Genomic DNA, 24,807 nt, shown 5'->3' on the forward strand with positions numbered 1-24,807 from the left:
CCTTTATTATGGATATATTCTCCTTTGATCACATTATCTTTTCATTTTCACCCGGGATCCTTTCATGAATAATTAACAATAGATACTTTATTAAGATTTTGGTAATTTATTGTTAATTGATTTTCATTCAGGGGTTGCTTAATTGATATATTAGCAGCCATGCAGTCTTATGCAAAAGACTGCATAATTTTTGTTTGTCATCGTCTAAAGACGTCGTTTATTTTCTTCTAATTACAAGGGACAGGATATTTATGCAGAAAAAAGATGGGACTTTGAATATCCCAATTCACGTGCTTCATCACGCTTTACAGGGTAAAATGCAGGAAATCAGTAAAGGCTATGAATTCCATATCTCGCAAAGAGCAAGGGAAAAATATAATTTTGATGAATCAATATTCTCTTTTAACGGGAATGTTGTCTTTGCTAACTTTCACGCCTCCCGCATTTTCGCCCAGAAATTAAATGAGAAACGGACTCCGGAAAATTCGGTGAAGGCCGGACAGATAAACGCCATGGGGCTGCTCGATGAAATATACCACTTCATACTGCGCCAGTATGAAACAAAGGCTAACCCGGAGGTCTTTAAGCGCGCTGTTGAACACGTAAAAAAATTTTCAGGCGAAGAAGAGCTCAGGCGTACACTACTAAGCTTTGTCAGACAGTTCCCGCCTATGGAAGTCTATAAGAATAACCAGGACCCGGAAGAGTACCTGAGAGACTACCACGACGGCAAGCCGAACACCGAAGTGGTTCTTGAGGAGATGATTCTCCTTTTCTTTGCTAACTATAACCCCGCAAACAGGGACCTGAAGGAGCTCTTTTCGGACGAGGAGCTAATGGTGCTTACTCCTTATACAAAAATTATAAACCAGCTTGAGGACTTCTTCTTAAATGAGAAAAAGTACGGGCCGGACGACCAGCCCATTTTTGACCTCTTAAGAACTCCCATTGTGGCTAACCCAGAAAGCCTGGAAGAACAGCTTAAGTTTATAGCAAACCGATGGTCAATCATTCTCGATTTACGCTACCTGGATAAGCTCCTGAGAGGAGTGGACATGATAAAGGAAGACTACCGACTTGGCGCATGGGGTCCGGGAGGCGGTGCCCCAACGGCTGTACCGCGCTATAAAGCGGGGGCCGGGGATTTGGACTCACTTACTTTGGGTAAATCGGGCTACAGATACGGTCGCGACGCCCACCTGGATTTCCTTGAAGGCGAAAAGTTTACGCCCGACGTGCACTGGATGCCCCAGGTGGTACTCCTGGCTAAAAACGCCTACGTGTGGCTCGACCAGCTTTCAAGAAAATACTCCAGGCATATTGCACACCTGGATCAGATACCCGATGAGGAACTCGACATGCTGGCCAGCTTTAACTTTACCGGACTCTGGCTCATTGGACTCTGGGAAAGAAGCCGCGCCTCACAAAGAATTAAACAGCTCACAGGCAACCCAGAGGCTGTGCCTTCGGCTTATTCTGTATACGACTACGTTATTGCCTACGACCTGGGCGGAGAACACGCTTTCCAGAACCTGAACTACCGCTGCCGCCAAAGAGGAATCAGGCTCGCAAGCGATATGGTGCCGAACCATATGGGAATCTATTCCAAATGGGTTATTGAACACCCTGACTTTTTTATACAGAGCCCCTACAGCCCCTTCCCTAACTACAGGTTTACGGGACCCGACTTGTCGGAAGACCCGAACATTCAGATAAGAGTTGAAGACGGGTACTGGTCAAAATCCGATGCCGCTGTAGTCTTCCAAAGAATTGACAACAGATCGGGCGAAGTCCGCTATATCTATCACGGCAACGACGGTACCAATATGCCCTGGAACGATACGGCGCAGCTGGATCTGCTTAAAGACTACGTCCGTGAGGCCGTAATCCAGACAATATTCCACGTTGCAAGAAAAACTTCAATCATTCGTTTTGATGCCGCAATGACACTTGCAAAACGCCACTTCCACCGCCTGTGGTACCCGCAGCCCGGCACCGGGGGCGATATCCCCTCGCGCAGCGACTACGGTTTAAGGCAGGAAGAGTTTGACCAGCTTTTTCCCAAGGAATTCTGGAGGGAAGTTGTAGACAGGATTAATGAGGAGATGCCCGATACGCTTTTGCTGGCAGAAGCATTCTGGCTCATGGAAGGCTACTTCGTGCGAACCCTTGGAATGCACAGAGTCTATAACAGCGCATTCATGCACATGATGATGAAAGAGGAAAATGAAAAGTACCGTAAGGTTATCTCCAGCACGCTTGAATTTAACCCTGAGATATTAAAACGCTACGTCAACTTCATGAGTAATCCCGACGAGGAGACTGCCATTAGACAGTTCGGAACAGACGACAAGTATTTCGGGGTTGCAACACTAATGGTTACACTTCCCGGTCTGCCGATGTTTGCGCACGGACAGGTGGAGGGCTACTCAGAGAAATACGGCATGGAATATAAGAGAGCCTACTATAATGAATTTGTAAATGAGTATTTGGTCGACCGCCACAGAAGAGAAATATTCCCCCTCATGAAAAAAAGATACATGTTCAGCCAGGTGGATAATTTCTGGTTCTACGACTTCTATACCAGCGACGGCAATGTAAACCAGAATGTCTTTGCCTATACAAATAAGTTCGGGGATGAAAAGGCAATTGTGGTATACAACAATAAATTTTCCGAAACTACAGGCTGGATTAACCGCACAACCGGAAAGTCCATACCGACTGGCGTGGGAGAAGAAAGAAATACAATTTATTCCAGCCTTGTTCCTGCCCTGGGCTTAAGGACAGACGACAAGTATTTCTACGTCTACCGCGATCTTGTCACCAACCTGGAATACATAAGGCTCGGGCGTGAGATGGGTGAAAAGGGCCTGTTTATTCACCTTAAGCCTTTTAAGTATCATGTATTCCTGGATTTCAGGGAGGTATATGATCAGACAGGAGAATACGAGGAGATCTGGGAAAACCTTAATGGAGCAGGGGTCCAAAGCATCGAAGAAGCTTTAATTGAAGCAAGGCTCTCCGGCGTACATGAGGCTCTCCTTAATCTTTTTGACAACAGGGCCATTGAGCTCGTTTCCGACCTGTTCATAAAGGACAAAGAAATTAAGAATACTGAAAACACGCTGAAGCTGATAATCGGACGCTATGAGTATTTTATAAACCAGATAAGAGACCACATACAGGCCGACGGCAGCATGCCCGTTCTGATCAGTAACTTTACAAACGGGTTAAACGCAATTAAATTCATTAACGATCTATTGATTGAAAACGAAGTAATCGTTGAAAATGAACCCGTTACAAACGACTTCAGAAAATCCCTTCTGCTAAGCCGGGAATCCAACTACCCCAGGAACCTGCTCATATACGCCCTGTGGTTAAGTCTTAAGGACATAGGTATACTAAGGCAGAAAGACGACACTGGATCCCGCACTATTGAACTTTTTGACGAGCTGTACCTTACAAATCCGTTAAAGCAGATACTGCACCGCCTGGGCAGAAGCCCATACGAAGTGGAGCAGGTTATAAAACTTGTCCGGGTTCTGCTTAAGAACAAGTCCCCGCTTTCAAGAAGAACTCTTCAGACGACTCCTGAAGAAGAAAAGAAGGCGCCCAAAACTCATGCAAAAGCAAATTACGACGCATCAGCTGATGCTTCTTCTAACGGCAGGAGTGAGCATGAAAAAGAGGAAAGAGAGATGATTGAAAAGCTCCTTGGCGATGAAGAAGTAAAATCCTACATAGGTGTCAACTACTTTGAAGGCGAATGGTACTACAGCAAAGAAAACCTTGAAGAGCTGGGCAACTGGCGCCTTACGCTAAGGATAATGAGCTACCTGTGCGGACTTGAAGATATAACGGACAAGAACGCTGCCCTTTTCAGTTACATAAAGGACAGCTATTACATGAACCGTTACTTAAAAGAGGTTTCCGACATTTCCGAATACAAACTCAACAACCTTAAATCGAACCTCACCACAGTAACCGTTTAACATATTGCGGCGGCTGAAGCCCAAACTCTTCAGCCGCCAAGTTATAAAAGGTTATCAAACTTTTGCTCTTTTCTTCTTTGTACCGGAGATGACATATGTGACTATCTCACCTGCGTTCATTTCACCCTTAAGAATGGCACTTCCCTGCTTCACGCTTTCCAAAAGTTTTTCAAATGATTTTTTATCCATAATATTCCTCGACTAATTACTAGTAGCCCGCATAGGGAACAATAGCAATTGTGAAAATTGGGAAAAACAAAACTAATGTCAAGTTCCGCATTCACCTTCGGTGAATTTGGTTACCCTGGGCTATCAATACCATACCGCTGGCCGCGGCATCTGGATATAATCCCCAAAATACAAAAGCCCTTATCTCTAAGGGCTCTTTATTATCAATATCTCTTTTTATCAGCTCGCCTTCTTTACATTCTTGGGAGCCCACTCTTTAAGAAAATTCATGACCTTCTCAGGATCGTGACCTTTTCCCTTCTCTAAAACTCCCGTATCCTGTGAATGAATGAGCTTTCCTTCACTGTCAAGCACAAAAAGGTGCGGATATCCCGGGATCTTGGGGAACTTTGAAAGCACTTCCTGATTCTTGTTCTCAGGACTGTAATTTACTTTTACCACTACATAATTTGTTTTCAGGTGATCTGCTATCTCCTTGTTCTCCGACATGAGCTTTCCTAAGGCACGGCACCACGGGCACCACTCGCCTCCCACGTCAAGAAGAATGTTCTTTCCAGATTCCTTTGCTTCCTTTACAGCGTTTTCCAGGTCCTTTGCCGCATCCCTCTTGGGATCAAACTTTTCCACATTTGAAGTATTCTTCTCCACTTTCTTAGTTTTGCCTTCCTGTGCATAACCCGTTGCGTAAAGAGCAAATAGTACTAGAGCAAATAATACCACTTTAATGTTTTTCAATTTAACTCCTCTATGTTATGAATCAATTCCACAGCTTTTAACTATACAAAGATAACCGATTTGATAATTTAGGACAAATTATATTTTTATATATTTGGCCGCTTTTTCTGCACAGTTCTCCCCGTCCATTGCAGCCGATACGATGCCACCGGCATACCCGGCCCCTTCCCCGCTCGGGAAAAGACCACTAAGATTTATATGCATGTACGACTCACTGTCCCTCGGCACCCTTACGGGCGAACTCGTCCTGGTCTCGGCAGCCAGTATCTGTGCCTCTTCCGTAAAGTAGCCTCTCATCTTCTTCCCGAATTCCAGAAGAGCACCTTTTAAGCGTTTTGAAATCTCGCCTGGAAGCACTTCGTGAAGCGCAGACGAGGTAATCCCCGGAATGTAGGACGTCTCAGGCAGTGTGGCGGATATTTTCCCTTTTACAAAATCTGTCACCCTCTGCGCCGGCGCCCTCTGTGTCCTGCCCCCAGCTTCAAATGCCAGTCTTTCAACTTCCATCTGGTACTGTAAGCCTGCAAAAGGTCCGTATGCGGCATATTTTGCCCAGTCTTCTTCGTTTACAGTTACAACAAAACCCGAGTTGGCAAATTTCGAATCCCGCCTCGAGACCGACATACCGTTTAATACAATCTCTTCCTGGCTTGTTGATGCGGGAATTATAATGCCTCCAGGACACATGCAGAATGAGAATACCCCGCGGTCTTCCACCTGACAGGTAAGGCTGTAGCTTGCCGCAGGAAGCGCCTGACTTCTCTCCTTCGAGTGATACTGAATCTCATCTATAATCCTCTGCGGATGCTCAATCCTTACCCCCATGGCAAAAGGCTTGGCCTCAACTGTAAGTCTGTGCTTATCCAGAAGATAGAATATGTCCCTTGCCGAATGCCCCGTGGCTAAAATTACGGCGTCCGCCAGAAACTCCTCTCTCCCGTTTACAACAACGCCCAGAATCCTGCCTTCTTTGATTATAAAATCAGTTACCCTGGAATTAAAGTGAACCTCACCGCCGGAATTTATTACAGTCTCTCTTATTGCCTGAACAATCCTGGGAAGCTTGTTGCTTCCAATGTGCGGATGGGCCTCAATCATTATCCCTTCATCCGCACCGTGCTGCACCAGAACGCCCAGTATCTTTTTTATGTCGCCTCTTTTGTTGCTCCTCGTGTAGAGCTTGCCGTCACTGTATGTGCCGGCGCCCCCTTCCCCGAAACAGTAATTCGAGTCGGGATCCACCTGGCTGAACTGCTGTACCGCCCTTAAGTCGCGCCTCCTTGTCTGTACGTCCTTCCCCCTTTCAAGCACAACCGGCTTTATTCCTAGCTCTATTAGCCTTAAGGCTGCAAACATTCCGGCAGGACCGAATCCAACTATTATCACCTTCTTCTGCCCTTTGACCGGCTCGTAATTTATGCGGGGATAGACCTCAGGCGGGGTCTCATTTAGAAATACTGTTGCCGTAACCCTGTAAACAGGCCTTCTGCTTCTGGCATCAAGCGAACGCCTTTCCTGAACTACCGCGGTAATTTCCTGAATGTTGACGTGAAGTTTCTCAGAGGCAGCTTTTTTTATGTAATCTTTGTCTAAAATCTTTTCCGGTTCAACTGCAAGTTCTAGCTTTTTTATCATTTTGATCGTTTTTTATAAAAGAAAGTCAAATGTACTAATAATTCATAAAAGAATCAGTTGATTCGTTCTTATTACACTATTACACCTGACTTTCTAAACCTTTCCCTAGTAAATCCCTTTATAAAGGCCGCCGTCAACCTGTATAGTGTTGCCCGTTATGTAGCCCGACTGCTCGCTTGCCAGATACACAACTGCCGAGGCAACTTCGTCAGGTCTGGCCAGGCGCGTAAGAGGCACCTCCTTGGCCATCTCGGCCAGAGTGTGCTCGTGGCTTTCACCCGTAAGCTTCGACTTATTTATAGAAAGCTCATAAAGCCTGTTTGTAAGCGTGTAGCCCGGGGCAACGTTGTTTACAGTTACGTTGTACTTACCTGCCTCATTGCTGAGGGTCTTTGCAAATCCTATTACCGCATTCCTGAGGCTGTTTGAAAGCATGAGGTTCTCCAGGGGCTGCTTAACCGCTACTGATGTAATATTAATGATCCTCCCCCACCTCCGTTCCTTCATCATAGGAAGCACACTGCGGCTGAACCTGACAACGCTTAAAAGGACCTGTTCAAATGCCCCCTGCCAGTCCTCGTCATTAAGGTTCTCAAAAATTCCTGCAACAGGCCCCCCGCAGTTGTTAACCAGTATGTCAATGTGCCCGAAATTCTTATTCACTACGTCTATTGTTGCACTTATATCCTTTGCCGCATTAATGTCGCAGACACACCATAAGGGTTCAATGCCGTAGGCCTTCTTTATCTCATCTGCAGTTTTAATTAACGTTTCTTTTGAACGCGCGCATATAGCAACGTTGCAGCCCTCCTGCACAAAAGTTTCTGCTACTGCCCGCCCGATCCCTGAACTGGAAGCTGTCACAAGTACTGTCTTGTCTTTTAACTGAAAATCCATATAGTTCTCTCTTTTTTGTTCAATTATTTAAAAGGAACGCTTTGCAACCTGGGATTGCATCAGAATATTATAATAAAATTTAAGATTATTGGAAATATTAAAGGAAGTCAAATTGTCTTTCTTAGCCTTCCTTTAATCAATGGTGAGCCGTAGTAGTTAAGAATTGAGATATGAAATCCGTCAGAGAGCCCCCCCGCCGCATCCTTGCCTTCTTCTTCCCTATTTTTACTTTTTAATTTTTAATTTTTAATTCCTTCCCTTCCTCCAGCCCTTTACCTATTTCACACTCCCGGCACTTGTCACGGGAACAGAAATTCCTGAAGAGCTCAATCATCCCCTGCGAAAGGACGCTCCTTTTCCACGAGTCTTCAACCTGCAGCGAACTGGCTACGGTCTTTACTATGTTGTTGTTATCCGGCTGAATGTATGAGGAAAATATCTGAAATATGTGCCTTGAAAGCTCCCTGTTGCCGTAAATTTCTGAATAGACCGATACAAAAGGAAGCACAATGTTAATCAGAATGTCATCTATCCTGGAACCCCCGATGAAATATTTTATCTCATCCTCAGTCGGCTTATCCAGGACATAATGCTTCTTCCAGAAACCGTCCGAGGGCACAATGAAAAGCGACTTAACCGAACGCAGGAGCACTTCCTTGTTTTTTATCTCCTCAAACTTCTTTATCATCCTGCCTATTATATCCTCAAACATGATCCTGTGAAGCAGTACAGCCCCGCCTGCAAGACGGATTGTGGGGAAGTTCTGCGGCCTTAACTTGAAAAAGTGCCAGTTTACATCCGAGAATACCTTCCCGTCGTACCGGTCCTTTACCGTATCCCAGATCTTAAGTGTATTTGATACATAATCAGATATCTCCCCGTCGGCGTACGTTTTCTCAGGTGAAATCAGCCCCGATATGTAAAACAGGCACGCCCTTATGGTTTCAAGTGAATTTGCCTCATAGACAACCGCCCTTAAAAACTTTATGTTTGCCGACTGCGCAAGCCTCAGCATAATAGCCTTGTTATTTGAATAACCAAGAGCCTCAAAGAGGAATTCGTAAAAAAGCTGCTCCCAGAGGTCTTTTGCCTTAAAATCCTTGTATGAAAACTCCCTTGCCTGGAACTCTTCTGTCAGATCGTAGCCAATTACCGGCTCCTTTAAGTCCATCTCCTTTACATAAGCCAGCTCCTTTAGCCTTGTATAAATCTTGTCGCACCTCTTGCGGAAACGCGAGATGCCAAGGTTATAAAGAAAATCGATCTTTAATTTGTTCTCTACCTTCTGGCTTTTCTGCGAACACCTTAAATGGTTGATTCCCGATTCGGCTTCAAGTGAGGCCTGTTCAAAAGCCTCCAGCGACAGACTGTTGTTTATAAAATCTGTAATGCAGAGTACTGGAATTTTTCTTTTATCTGAGCTGTAAACGAAGGGATGGCGGTGCTTGTTGTTTAATACTACGTGAAGTATGACGCTGGAATATTTGTTGTCTTGAAAGTGGCCGTGATTACGCCAGTCGCTGACGTCAAGGTCAATCTCTACGTCCCCTACGTATGTGAGATTACCTATGCGTATTCGTGCGTTCTTGAAATCAGGGCCTGAAGTGTCTGTGTTGTGGAATCCCGTATCCATGATAAATACGGATTCGCCGTCAATGGTGTTTATAAGCTTCTTTAACTCTTCAGACTTCCAGACTTCATAAAGAGCTTTTTCAGTGACTTTAGTAACACGGTTCATATGATATCCTCAATTTTATGATCGATTCGGATGCTATATGAGAACCTGAGACTATATAATATATAAATTTATTTCTTAATATCTAGCTGTACAAACAAAAAATGAGCCGAAGCTCATTTTTTATTTTCTTAAAATCACTGTCCTGTCCATATCTCACTGACTTTTTTATTTAACGATATTATCTCCTGTCTTGCCGCTTCATGGAAGTTACGGCTTTGATCCTTGTATATTAGCCCGCGGCTTACATTTATGAGGAATTTTTCTTTATTGCTTTCCTTAAATGCTTTTACAACGCCCTCAAGGCTTCCCCCTTGGGCGCCAATACCTGGAAGAAGCACCGTCAGATCACCAAATGAACCGACGTTCTCCAAAAGCTCTTTTTCGTTAGTTGCGCCGAAAACTATGCCGCAGTTGTCTTTCTTGTTCCACTCCTTTACCTTTGAGATCACCTCCTGGTAAAGGTAGCGCCCGCCTTTAAGCTCCAGCTTTTCAAAATCCTTTGATCCCGGGTTCGACGTTAAAGCCAGCATGAAGCTTAACCTGTCTTCATACTTAAGGAAAGGCTCCACTGAGTCAAGCCCCATATATGGGTGAAGCGTTACGGCGTCAAACTTAAAGTGCTCAAAAATACTCTCGGCGTACATTTGGCTAGTATTTCCTATGTCGCCTCTTTTGGCATCCCCTATTATCAGTATGCCCTCAGGGATAACCTCTACCGTCTTCTGAAGTATCTCCAGCCCGCGGCTTCCGTCTTTTTCATAAAATGCCAGGTTAAGCTTGTAGCTTGAGGCGTATTCGCTCGTATTTTCAATTATGATCTCGTTAAACTTCAGAACCGGATCTTTTTCATTTAAGAGGTGCTGCGGAATTTTCTTTACGTCTGTATCCAGCCCAACCGTTATATGTTTTCCTTCGTTCAGCTTACTTTGAAGTTTTTCCTTTGCAGTCATGTTAAAACCGGGTTTGTTTTGAATTATCAGGTGTACTGCTTTCTGTTTTTATATATGTTGGCTACAATTCCAACGAGGAACATGTTGGACATAAGGGAGCTTCCGCCGTAGCTTAAGAAAGGCAGCGGCACGCCTATGATAGGCATCAGTCCAACCGTCATGCCTATATTAATTGCAAAATGTGTAAAAAATATGGCCAGCGTGCCAACTGTCACCAGGCTGTTAAACTCGTTTTTCCCTCTTGCCTGTGCTGCAATCTTAAGAAGCCTGAGGAAAAGGAAGAAGAAAAGACCTACAACAATGAGGCTCCCTATCAGGCCGAACTCCTCTCCAATAACACAGAAAATAAAATCTGTCCATTGCTCGGGAATAAACCTCAGCTGGGTCTGGTTTCCCATAAGATACCCCTTGCCCAGAAGTCCGCCTGAACCTATTGCAACCTTGGCCTGAATTGCGTTATAACCCGCGCCAAGAGGATCGCTGTTTGGATCCACAAACGTTTCTATAAGCTGCTTCTGGTGAGGACTTAAGTACTTAAAGACAATGTTGAATATGAATCCGGCAGAAAGGTTCATGGCAAAGATTGCCCCGCTTATAATCAGCTTCTTCTTGAAGAAGAATAGTCCCGCTAGAATTGCAACCAGGCATATTATAAAAGGCAGCGTCCCGAACATTGAGGAAAAGACTGCAAGCCCCGGCGAAATCATCGTAAACAGCCCGAAAAGGCTGATCCCCTTCCAGAACATGAGTACAACCGTAAGAGAAATAAATACAAGGGAGGTCCCCATATCAGGCTCCATCAGAATCAGTATAACGGGAATAAAACCGATGGCAAAGCCCGCAATTATGCTCCCAATAGACTCAATATTCGTCTTCTCACGGCTCAGGAACATAGAAAGGAATAGTATTGTGCCTACTTTCGCAAACTCCGAAGGCTGCATGCTGAAAGGACCTATGTCAATCCAGCACTTCTGCCCGTATACCCTCTTTCCTATTGCCAGTACCGCTACAAGAAGAAGTATCGTAATAATATATGAGGGAACAGAAACAAGGTTAAAGGTCCTGGGCGAAGCATAATAGGTAATAAAAAATATGGCAACTGACACTCCAACAAAGAAAAGCTGCTTATTAAAGTTGCCGCTTGCAGACGGATTGTGAAGGGTCGCGCTGTATATGGCAACCAGTCCAATTCCCGTCAGTAAAAATACCGACAGGAAAAGTATTACATCAAACCTGTCTTCTAACTGATAATCAATTCTTGTTCGAGGCCGCAACTATCTTCTCCTCACCTTTGGATCCTTTTTGGCCCTTGGGTGTTTGGTTTTTGGGTGCATTTTTAATTTTACGTTCATTCTGATCTTTCAGGACAGCCTCTTCTTTAGTTACAGTCTGTCCTTTGTTCACAGGCTTTTCCCTGGTTATAGTTTTTTCTTTGCTTACAGTCTGTCCTTTGGTTACCGCCTGGTCTTTGGTTACAGTCTGTCCTTTAGATACATTCTGATCTTTTGGCGTATCCTGATTTTTTGGTGGAGTCTGATCTTTTGGTGTATTCTGATTTTTTGCAACAGCCTGATTCTGGTGTAAAGACGATTTATTCAAATAAGCCTGCATTACACTCCTTGCAATAGGAGCCGCCCAGGTTGCACCAAAACCGGCATTCTCAACTAACACGGCTACTGCAATCTTGGGATCTTCATACGGAGCAAAACCCATAAACCAGGCGTGGTCTTTGCCGTGCGGGTTCTGTGCTGTTCCTGTCTTTCCTGCAACCGTAATTCCCGGAATCTTTGCGTTGCCTGCCGTACCGGCGCCGTTAACCACCAGGTACATGCCGTGCTTTACAATTTCCATTGTTTTCCTGCTTACCCTGGTATCAATAGGGTCAAACTTGAAGGGAACAAGATTCTTTGTCCCGGGATCAACGTACCCTTTTACCATGTGCGGCTTAACCGACTTTCCGTCGTTTGCAATTAAGGATACATACTGCGCCAGCTGCATCGGGGTTACGCTAAGCTCACCCTGCCCGATGCCTAAAGATACAATAAAACCTTTTGTCCAGCCGTTTTTACCGTACCTTTTGTTGTAATATTCCGTCGAGGGAAGGATTCCCCTGTTCTCCTCGCTTATGTCCACACCTGTCTTGTGACCGAAGCCGAAACGCCTTGCATAATCTGCCCATTTGTCCAGACCTATTCTCAATATCAGCTGATAGAAGAAGGTGTTGCACGATTTTTCAATTGCATGCTCAACCGTCAAAGGGCCGTGTGGTCCGCCGTGGCACTTGAAGAATCTTCCGAAATAAAAACCGCCCGGACAGTTAATTATCGACTGCGGGGTTATAATCCCTTCTTCCAGGGCAGCAATAGCAGCCAGAGGCTTGAATGTAGATCCCGGCGGGTTGACTGAAAGCGTAGCACGGTTGTATAGCGGCTTGTCTGGATCGCTGTTTAAGTTCCTCCAGATCTCCTTCGGGGTAACAGTCGTAAAATTGTTAAGGTCGTACTGCGGGGAGCTTACAAATGCCAGAATTTCACCCGTCTTTGGCTCAATTGCAACAAGCGCCCCTTTAAGTCCCTTAAAGCCCCTTTCGGCCGCCTTCTGCGCATCAGCATCAATTGTTAGGACCAGGTCGTCCCCTTTTACAGATTCCTTGTCGTTAAGGCCATCCTTAAAACGCCCGATTTCCTTCCTCCTCGAATCCACCAGCATGTACTTTACGCCTTTGATTCCCCTCAGGTATTTTTCATACGTCTTTTCAACGCCGTTATTGCCGACGAAATCACCCATGTCGTAATAATCTTTATTCATTTCAAGCTGCTTGCGCGAGATTTCCTTGGTGTAGCCGAACATGTGAGAAGCCATAATGCTGTCGGGATACTCCCTTTCCATATCCACAATGTAGCTTACGCCCGGAAGCTGTTCCTTGTTTTCCTCGATCCATGAGATAACCTGAAAGCTTACATCTCTCTGGACACGGATCGGAAGGTACTTCGAATACTGCACGTTGTCGGCCAGAATTTCATCTATATAGCCCGGCTCGGCACCAATGACGGTCTCAATTACATTGTTCAGTTTCCTGCTGTAGTTAGAAGGCGTTATAAGAAGTGTATAAGAGGGCTTGTTGTTTACAACAATCTTGTAATTCCTGTCGTAAAAAACTCCCCTCAGAGGGGTCTGCACTATTCCTTTAATGCTGTTGTCAGCCGACTTCCCGTCAAAAAATTCGTGCTTTATCACCTGCATGTTAAACAGCTGCAGCACTAAAACGGCAAAAAAGGAAACAAGGACGTAGTATAAAATACTTCGCCTTACATCTGTCCCAAATTTTCTACTGCTTGTCATGCGAATATCTTTCTTGAATGGAATATCACCATAGGTAACGATAATACTGATGAATACATGGCAGGAAACACTCCCTGCACAAGAAGCAATGTCAGCATATTGCTGCTGGTCTCCGCACCTCCAAAAAACGAATATGTTACGGAATCCACGGTGCCTATTACAAGTACAATAAACAAAAACATAAATGTGTGCAGATTAAGCTCTACCTTGTTTTCGTTGAAGAAGTATCCGGCAAGAAATCCGCTGAGTGTCTTTGAAAACATCGCGCTACCAAGAATTCCTCCTGAAACCAGGTCGAAAAACAGGCCGAAAATAAAGCCTAGAATCGTCCCATGCATCTGCCCCATCCTTAAAGTGTAATAGACAAGAAGGATCAGGACCAGGTCGGGAGCGATCTGATTGTATGAAAACAAGGGGATTACCGTCAGCTGTAGGATAGTTAACGGGATGAGCAATAAAATTGCAATTATATAGTCGGCACGCATCAGTTATTTTTAATTAAATTTAACTCTAAATTATTCTTCTGTACGCTAGGTACAAAAGCAATTACAAAAACATGTTCAATACGCATTAAATCAGCGTAAGGGGTAACAACAATATTATTAAATATTCCTGTCTTGTCCCTGTTGCCACCGGCAACAACTCCCACCGGTATCGATGGAGGAAACTTTGTACTGAAGTCGGAAGTAACTATCCTGTCGCCTACCTCCATATCGTAAGTCTTCGGAACATTCTTTATGCTCAGCTCCTTGCCGTTCCACTCAAGAACACCGTCAAAACGGCTCCTCTGGTTTTTAACAGCAAATTTCAGCTCCCGGTTCCTAAGTGTCCTGACAATAGAATAATCTTTTGAAACCGTAGTTACAACCCCCAAGAGCCCCTGGCTGTTTATGACAGGCATTCCGGTTTTAACGCTCTCATCATCACCGGCATTTATTATAAAATTACCCTGCGAAGTGGAGGCAAATCTGGAAACAACCTTGGCCGAAATTAAGGGATATTTTGAGGAATCCTTCAGCGCCAGCTGCTTTTTCAGCTCCTCGTTCTGAATGCCGTATTCCCTGAGGCGGTTAACCTGAAGCATCAGCTGGGCGTTCTCCTCCCTTAAGTTCTTAACTTCAAAAGCGGTACTGAAAGGTTCTACTACTTTGGAAACACCGGAAGTTAAAACAGCAAACCCCCCGAAGGCAAAGGCTTTCACCTTTTTTATTCCCGGTTTGCTGTTCAGCGAAAGTACTGAAAGGCTTAACACCAGTAGTAATACTACTATTATATATTCTTTATACCCAAACCAGAATTTAGAAAAGAATCCCTTCATCAGTATCTTCTATTGCGAATAAATACTTTGGAATACTTATTTAAATTGTCAATTGTTTTACCAGCGCCGCGGGCAACTGCCGTAAGTGGATCCTCTGCTACGTGAACAGGCAGATTGGTCTCCATGCGGATCCTTTCGTCTATGCCTTTGAGAAGTGCCCCGCCGCCCGTGATCATTACACCGCGGTCCAGTATGTCTGCCGAAAGTTCCGGAGGCGTACGCTCTAAGGACTGCTTAACGGCTTCAACTATCTGCGAAACGTTCTCATTGAGGGCTTCGCGGATTTCAACTGAACTTACCTCGGCTGTCTTCGGAACACCTCCTACAAGGTCGCGTCCCTTAACCTGTACTGTTATCTCTTCTTTAAGAGGCACTGCACTGCCAACCTCGCACTTGATTGCCTCGGCTGTCCTTTCACCTATTAAGAGGTTATGATTCTTCTTGAAGAACTGCATTATGGCGTTATTCATCTCATCGCCTGCAATCCTGATCGATTCCTCGTTAACAATGCCGGAGAGTGCAATTACTGCAATTTCAGTCGTTCCGCCGCCGATATCAATGATCATGCTTCCAACCGGAGCCTCAACGTCAATTCCAATACCTATGGCAGCAGCCATCGGCTCGGCAATCAGATGAACTTCCTTTGCGCCGGCATGTTCGGCACTGTCGCGTACTGCTCTTTTTTCAACTTCTGTAACACCGCTCGGAACGGCAATGATTATTCTTCTTGAGGAGATAGGACCGTTGCTTACCTTCTTTATAAAGGCTTTTATCATCCCTTCGGCAATTTCAAAATCTGCAATAACACCGTCACGCATAGGACGTGTAACACGGATTTCTTTATGTTCCCTGCCCTGCATTTCCTTGGCCTTGTTGCCCAGGGCAATTATTTTCTTTGTGTTTCTGTCGTAGGCAACGATCGACGGCTCATTTAATACAATACCTTTGCCTTTGAGATAAATTAAGGTATTTGCTGTTCCTAAATCAATTGCGATGTCTGTTGAAAAAAAATCGAATATTCCCATATAACCTCTTAGTGCTTAAAATTTCTTATTCCGGTAAATACCATTGCTAAATTATTTTCATCTGCTGCTTTTATTACTTCTTCATCTCTGACAGAGCCGCCAGGCTGAATGACAGCCTTTATGCCGCTTTTTGCCATTTCAATAACGCCGTCTGCAAACGGGAAAAATGCATCAGAAGCAGCTACTGCATTTTCCAGACTGTGCCCGTGTTCGGCTGCCTTCATGACTGCCAGCTTTGCCGAATCAACTCTCGACATCTGACCGGCCCCGACTCCAAGAATCTTCCGGTCTTTTGCAAAAACAATCGCATTGGATTTTGTATGCTTGCATACAACCCATGCCAGATGAAGATCTTCCCAATCCCCTTCGGCAACGTGCACCTTTGTAACTGTCTTTGTCTCTTCTTTTACCAGCCTCGAATTGTCCTTCGCCTGCGCTATCAGTCCGCCCGGCACACTCTTATAAAGCATTGTCTCATCTGACAAGGACCTTAAAACTCTGACTAACCTTCTGTTTTTCTTCTTTACGAGTATCTCCATGGCCTCACTCGTAAATCCCGGAGCGCAAATAATCTCTAAGAATATCTCGTTTAATTTCTCTGCAGTCTCTTTATCCACCTCTTTGTTGAAAGAGACAATCCCCCCGAAGGCTGAAGCAGGATCCGAGGAAAGTGCCCTTTCATAGGCATCCCGAACCGAACTGCCATAGGCTGCACCGCAGGGATTAGTGTGCTTTACTATAGCACAGGCCGTGCCTTCAAACTCCTGCACTAGCTCAACAGCAGCAACAAGATCAATAATGTTATTATAGGAGATCTCTTTGCCATGCACAATTTCAAAATACTTGCTGAAGTTTCCATATAAAGCAGCCGCCTGATGCGGGTTTTCCCCGTAGCGCAGAGACTGCGACAAGGGGAAGTTAAGGCGTACATTGGTCTTTGGACGCTCAAAAGCCTTTTCCAGGAAGTTCGCAATCAGAGTATCGTAAAATGATGTGTAGGAAAACGCTGCTGAAGCCAGGGCCTGCCTGGTGGTATGTGAGATCCCCCCGTCCTTTAATTCTGCCGTAAAATCAGCATACTGGCTGGGATCGGTCAATACGGAAACATACTTGTAATTCTTGGAAGCTGCCCTTATAAGGCTGGGGCCGCCGATATCAATGTTCTCAATCTTTACTTCCAGCGGCAGGTCCTCTTCCACTACTTTCGGGAAAGGATATAAATTCACACATATAATGTCGATTGGAACTATGCCGTTCTTTTCAGCTTCGGACTTGTCCGATTCATTATCCCGCCTCATCAGTATTCCACCGAATATGCGGGGCTGAAGGGTTTTTACCCTGCCTGAGAAAATTTCAGGAAAATTTGTGAAATCGCTGATTTCAGTACATTCTATTCCATTCTGAATAAGAAGTTTTGCTGTATTGCCTGTGGCTAGAATTTCGTATTCCAGGCTTGACAGATCACGCGCAAACTCTACAATTCCGGTTTTATCTGATACACTAATTAAAGCGAGTTTTTTCAACGTTCTACCAAAATGTGATTAAAAAACAACAACACGTTCATCTATTATTTTAATTTTGCCTTCTGAAAATTTCCCGATTACAAAAGGCAAAAGCTCATGCTCAATTTTAAGTACCCTCTCAGCAATTTCCTCCGGCGAACTGACATCCGAAATGTCAACCGCCCTCTGGGCTATTATCTTACCGTTGTCATAAATCTTGTCAACAAAATGGACCGTCGGACCTGAAATCTTTGCTGAGGAGTTAAATACTGCCCTATGGACATTCATGCCATACATCCCTTTGCCCCCGAAAGACGGAAGCAGGGCAGGATGAATATTAATAACCTTGTTCTCAAATATGTCAATAACGGCTTCAGGAACGAGCTTCAAAAAGCCTGCAAGAACTACCAGTTCTACCTTTAATTCTTTCAGAAAACCGGCAAGTTCTTCGTTGGTAACTGAACCTGACTTTTTTTCTTTGCTTAAAAACCATACCGGGATCGAATTCTGCTTTGCCTTTTCTACCGCCCCGCTTTCCGGCCTGTCGGTAAAAACGGCTGCAACTTCAACATTCAGCGCCCCGCTCTGTTTCGCATCAAGAATAGCCTGTAAGTTTGAACCCCTGCCTGAGACAAATACCGCTATTTTTAACATTATCTTCTATTTTAACGTTTGGAAAGTTAGTCATTTAAACAAAAATAATCAATGTAATCTCAAGGGGAAAACAAATAAAATTCGTCCCAAATGCTATCCCTTAAAGTACATTTCCAATCCCTGACTAAGAGGGGGTAAAACCCTAAAATTAAAGTTTCCACCTTAAGGCTTTTACAAAGCCGTCAAGCTTTGCCTCATAATCAAACTTGCTGTAGGATTCTGCCTTATCCAGCAGTTTCGATGCCATCTGCTTGTTTCCCTTCTTCAGGTATGCCCTTGCTCCATAATAACAGGCAAAAGGCTTAATCCACTTTTCTTCCTTCGTATCGGTCTTAAGCGCCCTGTTTGCAAAATCTATGGACTCGTCAACCCTGCCCATTTCAAATGCCGCATCGCTTAAGTACTGAAAGGCTTCCCCTTTTAACTTGTCGTTTTCAAGCCCTGAAATAATGCCCTTCAGCATGTCATAAGCCTCATTAAACCTGCCGTCTTCAATCAAATTTGAGGCCTTTATAATCGTAATCTCATTTACGGAAAGAGGATGGTCGTAATAGGCCTCCCCTTTTCTTTTGGCAAAAATGTCGTCTGCAATATCAGTGTTCCCATTCCTGGCCAGGATGTAATTTTTCTGAGCTTCCCTTCTGTTTCTGGTCATTTCGTAGCAGAGGGCCGTCCTGTAATATGCTATTCCTGAATAATCAAAGTCCCTCGTTCCGGTCAGAAATCTCTGGTAATACCCCACGGCATGATAAAAATCGTTCCTGTGGAATGATATGTCGCCAAGAAGAAAATTGGCGTATGCCGTTATCTGCTGAAATCTGGTGTTGTTGCTCCTGATTATGTCCTTCAGCGTCCTTTCAGCTTCAGAGGGCTTCCTGTCCTTCATCAAAACCACGGCCAGCGAGTACTGGAAAAGCGAATTATGAGGGTACTGCTTAACGAGCTGCCTTAAATATCCGGCTGCAGTACCATAGTCGCCGTAGCTTTCCGAATATACCTGTGAAAGAAAGAATGCAGCCTCCGGCTTTGAGTACTTTCCGTACTTGAACGCCTTTTTAAGGTAATAAACCCCTTCTTCCTTGCTCCCGGAAAAACCGGCTAACTTTAATGCCCACTTGAAAACACCCGGGACGAAACTTACAGCATAGCTGAAAAGCCCCTTGCCCAGATATATATCGTTGTTATACGGATAGAGCTCCTGCACCTCATTTAAGTACTTGCTTGACTTCTTGGCAGCCCAGACGGCATCAAGAGAATTGCTGTTCTTTGTAAATGCCATTGCTCTTAGACCGTAGTTGGCTCCCAGGACATAGAGCGCATTTTCACTATTTTCCTGCCTGTCTAAAAGGCTTTGAGCCTTCTCAATGGCCAGGTCCGACAGGTGCATAAACCTGTTGTAATCCGCCTGGTCCTTATTGCCCATAAAAGCCCAAAGATAAAGGCTCGACTTGTAGTGATAGCCCCTGGGGTCATCGGGATACTGGCTAATAATTTTCTGGAACTCGGCTTCCGCCTCCTTCAGCTGAAAATTATATGAATACCCCAGCCCGCGGTAAATTGAAGCTACAACATCATTCTGAGCCGATACCTTTGCCGTTAATAAAAGGAACAGGAGAATAAAAAACTTTTTAAGCATTTTTTGCTTCTGCCAGGCTGCGTGAATACTCAAGTGAAGCTTTAACAAACTCCCTGAAAAGCGGATGCGCTTTTGTTGCTCTCGACTTCAGTTCAGGATGGAACTGGCATCCTAAGAACCACCTGTGTCCCGGAAGCTCTATCATCTCAACCAGGTTCCCGTCAGGCGAAAGCCCGCTGAAGGTCATACCTTTTTCTTCAAGGCATCCCCTGAAGCTGTTGTTTACTTCATACCTGTGACGGTGACGCTCTGAGATTTCAGATTCCTTGTAGGCTTCCATGGCCTTTGTACCTTCCTTAATGTTGCAGGGGAAGGCTCCAAGGCGCATCGTGGCACCAAGGTTCTTAACCTTCTTCTGCTCGGGCATAAGGTCTATTACGTTATACTGGTTTTTTACAAATTCAGAGCTGTTGGCCTTTTTCATGCCGCATACGTTCCTGGCATATTCAATTACTGCACACTGCATTCCAAGACAGATGCCGAAAAACGGAATGTTGTTTTCCCTTGCATACTGAATAGCACGGATCTTCCCTTCAATTCCCCTTTCCCCGAAACCTCCCGGGATCAAAAGGCCGCTGATACCCTTAAAGAACTTTGCCGGATCTTCCTGCTCAACGTCCTCGGCTTTAATATACCTTAGCCTGACCTTCACGTCGTTCTCGGCACCGGAATGAACGAAGGCTTCACTGATGCTCTTATATGCATCCAGGTAATCGGTGTATTTTCCCGTAATTGCAATTTCAATTTGCCCCGTGGGATTCTTAACCTTCTCAACAAAACCTTCCCAATCCTCAAGCTTGGTTTTTATGTCCGGCAGCTTCAGGCGGTCTAAAACCGTCTGATCCAGCCTCTGCTTGTGAAGTACCAGCGGCACTTCATAAATTGATGAGCAGTCATAGTTTGAAATAACAGACTTTGAATCGACGTTGCAGAAGAGGGCAATTTTTTCCCTGAGCTCTTTTGTGAGCTTCTCCTCCGAGCGGCATACCAGGATATTCGGCTGAATGCCAAGTTCCAGGAGGTTTTTAACGCTGTGCTGCGTAGGCTTTGTCTTTACCTCGCCTGCCGAGGCTATATATGGAACAAGCGTCACGTGAATGCTTATTGCATTCTTCCGCCCGACTTCCATCATCAGCTGCCTCATGGCTTCAATAAATGGAAGGCTTTCAATGTCGCCTACCGTGCCGCCGATCTCTGTAATGATAATATCATATTCACCCGTCTCACCCAGGCGGCGCATCCTGCTTTTAATCTCATCTGTAATGTGGGGAATAACCTGTACCGTTGCCCCCAGGTAGTCACCCCTTCTTTCCTTTGTAATTACATCAAAATAGACCTGCCCGGTCGTGGTGTTGTTGTGACGGCTCATGCTCACGTCCAGAAAACGTTCATAATGCCCTAGATCCAGATCCGTTTCAGCGCCGTCATCAGTTACATATACCTCCCCATGCTGAAAGGGATTCATAGTGCCGGGATCCACGTTGATGTATGGATCGAATTTCTGTACCGTTACACTAAATCCTCTTTGCTTTAAGAGAAGCCCTAGAGATGAAGCTGTTATTCCTTTTCCAAGTGATGATACTACACCTCCGGTTACGAAGATGTATTTTACTTTCTTCTTATTGCTCATGTGAATTTCTATTTATTTTGTGATACAACCAAATATTATCGAACAGTTTATCTCCCCCAAAGAGTTCTCCTGAAATATGCATAATTTCAGCGCATTCTTTTACTTGTATAAAATGAAATAATCCCCGGGAAATAAAATAGAACTGTATGTAGTATGAAAATTAATGTTGGACTTAAACTTACCTAAAAAAATAATAAACTTCTACCTTAAAGCACAAACAGGGGAAAAAAAGGGATGATTGTTGGTAAATATTTGCTCATACGGCTTCCTTCACCCTTTCTTTATGCGCATAAAGCATACCGAAAGAGTGCACAGCTGCGGCAAAGAAAAGCCCTATGATCATAGGTTCCGTTTCACTTAAGACCGGTACGTCTGCAAATTCAGCCCTCAGAATGTACCACACAATGCTTATTACCGGGGAGAATACTATTTCCGTCAGCGCAAAGGCTGAACTGATCCTGAGCCTTGGGTAGTAAGCCGAGATGACCGGAATTATTATGCCGGGTATGCATATTGTACCTATCGTGTACCACAGGTCAATTACAGAAGGGATAAAGTAAGCCAGAAGAATTGAGATTACACCCGAAACTATAAGGCCAATTATCGTGTATCTTTTCAGGAATCTTTCATCTTTGCCTTTTTTCTCTGCATAAAGAAAGTCGCGCCCGAATGTGGTTCCGCTTAAAAAGAAAAAACTGTTCGATGTGGATAAAATTGTGGCAAACATGGCCGAATAAAATAAACCCTTTAAGCCGGGGCCTAAAAGCCTTTCAGCCAGCATGGGAAAAGACATTACTGGAGTCTTAAGCCCGGGCAGCGCTGCCCTTGAGTATAGACCGGTAAATGTCGTTAGAAAGTCGAACAAAGCCCAGAAGAATATTGAAATAATTATCCCCTTAACCGCCACATCCCCGTTCTTTGCAGCATAGCACCTCTGGTGAAAACCCGGGTCTGTAAATGTCCACAGCGCAATTAAAAACCACACAAGTATATACGTGTAAGACGCCCCGCCGCTTAAGCTTAAATGCCCTGGAGGAAGATTTATCTTTAAGTATGAAAAGTCACCCAGCCTTGTGTAAGCAATTGCCATAATGACTATAAATCCGGCAAACATGACGAAGAACTCAAAGGCATCTGTCAGAAGGTCCGAACGGTAGCCCCCTTTTAACAGGTACACTGCAGAAAGAAGCGTTGCCAGAACAAGGCTCCAGAAAATATTGATCCTGAAGATCATGCTTATAAGGCTCCCGATCATAAGAAGATAGGGAGCCGGTGAAACAAGTATAAAAAGAAGCACGGCACTTGCAAGGGCTGCTTTGCTGCCGTAGGTGCTCCTGAGCTTATCGGGAATGGTGAACAAAGAAGCGCTTCTTATCTTCTTTGCAAAAAATAAGGCAAACAAAAAGGCAAAGATATAGTAAGGCAGCCCCTGCGTAAACCAGCTCGATATGCCGTACCTGTAGGTAAACTCCCCTACTCCCAGGATTCCGCCGTACCAGGTTGAAACGTTTGTCAGTATAAAAAGGAAAAGCCCGACTTTTCTTCCGGATAAAAGATACCCCTCGGCAGTCTCCGTTTCTTTTTTCTCGGGCAGGAACCCTATAAATAAAACTACCAGGAAAAATGCCAGTATGACCGCTATGTCCCAGATACTAAAAGAGATCATGCTTCTTTACAAGGTTAAAATCACGAATAATAAAAATAAGCCCCCCTTTTACCTTCAGGTGCACTTCTTCCGAAACGGCCTCATTGCTTGTACTTTCCCTCAGGCCGTATGGCAGCGTGGCGTTAAGGAGTTCATACTTAAGCCCGGTTGAGCTTATTTTTGTTTTCCTGTCGAAAGCATAGATAGAAATCGTCTCGCCCGGAATTGCCTTCAGGCAGAAGTTCCCTTTGTGAACCGTGAGAAATGACCTTTCACTGATTACTTTAAGCGAAATCAGCTTTGAATATCTCAGGACAATGCCCAGATTGCTGAATGAATGATCCAGACGGTCGCCAATTACGCCCGTCAGGACGCATTCACTAAATCCATTTTTAATTGCAAACTTCAGGCACTTTTCCACATCCGTGTCATCCTGGCTCTTAACCCTTTTTATTACAGCTTTCGACTCATAAAACTTCATCGTATCGGGATGTATGGAATCCAGATCCCCTATTATGAAGTCAGGAATTATGTTAAGCCTTTTTGCGCTGTTGGCTCCCCCGTCAGCACAGATAATGGTTGAATACCCTTCCCCTTTTAAGAAGGGGAAGATGCTTTTCTTTGGAGCCTTACCGTTTGCAATTATTATGCATTTTTTCATTTTTTGCCTTAAAATAGCCCTTAATTTACTATAAACCCAGCTGTAATCCTACTATAAAGTTGCGTTCTGCAGCCGGGAAGAACTCTCCCCCTATGGCGTAAGAAGCGTAAAGCGTGTCGAAGATGTTGTTCAGCCTGGCCGAAACTTTTAGTGTGTTCGACGCCTCGGGCATTTTTACCTCGTAGCTCATAAAAAGATCGGCCGCAAAATAGGCCTCAACCACGTTATCGCTGTATGAGTTGAAGCCCGGATAGGCCGCAAGATACGACCCCAGGTTTTTATCGTAATTGTCAGAATAATACTTCCCGACATATCTTCCCGTTATTACAGAAGTCAGGCCTCCCAAGGTCAGCTTAAGGGATCCGTTTAGAAGCACGTCCGGAAATCCGCTGATCCTGTTCCCGTCCAGTTTAAGTGAGGCCACAGTCTCTTCACCCGTTGCGGGATCGGTATATGTTATAAATGTCTTACCGCTCGAGATATGATTTTTACTGTACGTCCCGGTCAGTGCAAATTCAAGGTTTCCGTTTAGTTTTACTACTCCGTTTAACTCAACTCCTGAATGCACGGTTTTATCCATATTTCCCGTAACGGGCTGGCCGAAGCGGTCCACCTGCCCCTGTTTTACGATCTCATTGCTGAATAGCATATAAAACGCGTTGACGCCTAAGGAATACCATTTGCCCACATATGAGGTTCCGGCCTCCAGGTCGTTCATCGTTTCAGGCTTGACCAGTGGATTTGAAAAATCATATGCTCCCGCAGCGGTCCTTGCAAACTGCGGCTCAGATCCTCCGCTTGATTCGGCTGCATCGTAGTAGTTAACCAGCCTCGGCTCGCGGCTTACACGGGCTGCCGTCAGGTAAATGTTCTCTTCAGTTGACAGCTTGTAGTTAAAGCCGAGCCTTGGGTTTAAGAACACATCCTCTATCTTGAAATCGTTTCCAAGATACTTTTCATCATAAAGCCTGTACTTAAAGTACGCCAGCTGAAGCTCTGCTAATAGGTTCATCCTGGGTGAAAAGTTATAGCTCTCGTGCGCAAATACGTTAAAGATATCTTTTCCCCCGCGGTACTGGTAATACCTGTAGTTTTTATCCACTCCATCCGGCAGATTGTCTGCATAGTTTATTGCTCCCCAGTGCAGTGAGCTGTGCTGGCGGAACTCGGCTCCAAGAACAAGTTCCCCCGTTCCGTGATCTATTCTCAGGCGCGGTATCCAGCCGTACTGCCTGTTTTCCACCTGCGCGCGTATGAG

At 44.7% G+C, this 24,807-nt stretch carries 18 protein-coding genes; 1 reads left to right on the top strand and 17 read right to left on the bottom strand.

The annotated features are described in order from the left end of the window. Window positions 1-251 precede the first annotated feature (251 nt). Window positions 252-3,992: an alpha-amylase gene (locus tag HF312_07435; GenBank protein ID MCU7520036.1), complete on the top strand. Its 3,741-nt coding sequence runs from the start codon at window positions 252-254 to the stop codon at window positions 3,990-3,992. Window positions 3,993-4,400: 408 nt separating this feature from the next. Here HF312_07435 and HF312_07440 read toward each other — a convergent pair whose 3' ends face one another. The 17 genes from HF312_07440 to HF312_07520 all read right to left on the bottom strand — a co-directional run. Further along, the gene (locus HF312_07440; protein ID MCU7520037.1) at window positions 4,401-4,916 is read right to left on the bottom strand and encodes a thioredoxin family protein; all 516 of its coding nucleotides are present in this window, start codon (window positions 4,914-4,916) and stop codon (window positions 4,401-4,403) included. 78 nt (window positions 4,917-4,994) lie between these two features. Further along, window positions 4,995-6,551: an FAD-binding protein gene (locus HF312_07445; protein MCU7520038.1), complete on the bottom strand. Its 1,557-nt coding sequence runs from the start codon at window positions 6,549-6,551 to the stop codon at window positions 4,995-4,997. Window positions 6,552-6,656: 105 nt separating this feature from the next. Continuing rightward, window positions 6,657-7,448 carry an SDR family oxidoreductase gene (locus HF312_07450; GenBank protein ID MCU7520039.1) on the bottom strand — a complete coding sequence of 264 codons (792 nt, stop codon included), beginning with the start codon at window positions 7,446-7,448 and terminating at the stop codon, window positions 6,657-6,659. Window positions 7,449-7,680: 232 nt separating this feature from the next. Then, on the bottom strand, window positions 7,681-9,186 hold the full coding sequence (locus HF312_07455) for a DUF2851 family protein (protein MCU7520040.1): 1,506 nt from the start codon (window positions 9,184-9,186) through the stop codon (window positions 7,681-7,683). A gap of 134 nt (window positions 9,187-9,320) precedes the next feature. Further along, window positions 9,321-10,136 carry an orotidine-5'-phosphate decarboxylase gene (gene pyrF / locus HF312_07460; protein MCU7520041.1) on the bottom strand — a complete coding sequence of 272 codons (816 nt, stop codon included), beginning with the start codon at window positions 10,134-10,136 and terminating at the stop codon, window positions 9,321-9,323. Between the two features lie 26 nt (window positions 10,137-10,162). Continuing rightward, window positions 10,163-11,410, bottom strand: coding sequence for a rod shape-determining protein RodA (gene rodA, locus HF312_07465; GenBank protein ID MCU7520042.1), 1,248 nt, complete (start codon window positions 11,408-11,410; stop codon window positions 10,163-10,165). Then, on the bottom strand, window positions 11,388-13,478 hold the full coding sequence (gene mrdA / locus HF312_07470; protein MCU7520043.1) for a penicillin-binding protein 2: 2,091 nt from the start codon (window positions 13,476-13,478) through the stop codon (window positions 11,388-11,390). The genes rodA and mrdA overlap by 23 nt, the downstream gene beginning before the upstream one ends. Then, window positions 13,475-13,963, bottom strand: coding sequence for a rod shape-determining protein MreD (gene mreD / locus HF312_07475; protein MCU7520044.1), 489 nt, complete (start codon window positions 13,961-13,963; stop codon window positions 13,475-13,477). Before mreD ends, mrdA begins: the two co-directional genes overlap by 4 nt. Continuing rightward, entirely contained in the window at window positions 13,963-14,796 is an 834-nt protein-coding gene (gene mreC / locus HF312_07480; protein ID MCU7520045.1) for a rod shape-determining protein MreC, read from the bottom strand. Before mreC ends, mreD begins: the two co-directional genes overlap by 1 nt. Beyond that, window positions 14,796-15,821: a rod shape-determining protein gene (locus HF312_07485; GenBank protein ID MCU7520046.1), complete on the bottom strand. Its 1,026-nt coding sequence runs from the start codon at window positions 15,819-15,821 to the stop codon at window positions 14,796-14,798. The genes mreC and HF312_07485 overlap by 1 nt, the downstream gene beginning before the upstream one ends. Before the next feature lie 8 nt (window positions 15,822-15,829). After that, window positions 15,830-17,344 (bottom strand): bifunctional phosphoribosylaminoimidazolecarboxamide formyltransferase/IMP cyclohydrolase, encoded by a 1,515-nt coding sequence (gene purH / locus HF312_07490; GenBank protein MCU7520047.1) that lies wholly within the window; start codon window positions 17,342-17,344, stop codon window positions 15,830-15,832. Window positions 17,345-17,362: 18 nt separating this feature from the next. Then, complete coding sequence (locus HF312_07495; protein ID MCU7520048.1) at window positions 17,363-17,977, bottom strand: phosphoribosylglycinamide formyltransferase; 615 nt, start codon at window positions 17,975-17,977, stop codon at window positions 17,363-17,365. 148 nt (window positions 17,978-18,125) lie between these two features. Next, on the bottom strand, window positions 18,126-19,613 hold the full coding sequence (locus tag HF312_07500; GenBank protein ID MCU7520049.1) for a DUF3808 domain-containing protein: 1,488 nt from the start codon (window positions 19,611-19,613) through the stop codon (window positions 18,126-18,128). Then, complete coding sequence (locus HF312_07505) at window positions 19,606-21,243, bottom strand: CTP synthase (GenBank protein ID MCU7520050.1); 1,638 nt, start codon at window positions 21,241-21,243, stop codon at window positions 19,606-19,608. The genes HF312_07500 and HF312_07505 overlap by 8 nt, the downstream gene beginning before the upstream one ends. Before the next feature lie 256 nt (window positions 21,244-21,499). Further along, window positions 21,500-22,909, bottom strand: coding sequence for a sodium:solute symporter family protein (locus tag HF312_07510; GenBank protein ID MCU7520051.1), 1,410 nt, complete (start codon window positions 22,907-22,909; stop codon window positions 21,500-21,502). Beyond that, entirely contained in the window at window positions 22,896-23,549 is a 654-nt protein-coding gene (locus HF312_07515; protein MCU7520052.1) for a thiamine diphosphokinase, read from the bottom strand. Before HF312_07515 ends, HF312_07510 begins: the two co-directional genes overlap by 14 nt. Window positions 23,550-23,577: 28 nt before the next feature. Next, window positions 23,578-24,807, bottom strand: a 1,230-nt coding sequence (locus tag HF312_07520) for a TonB-dependent receptor (protein ID MCU7520053.1), incomplete at its 5' end; no start/stop codon positions are given.

This window comes from Ignavibacteria bacterium (assembly GCA_025612375.1).
Lineage (GTDB): Bacteria > Bacteroidota > Ignavibacteria > Ignavibacteriales > SURF-24 > JAAXKN01.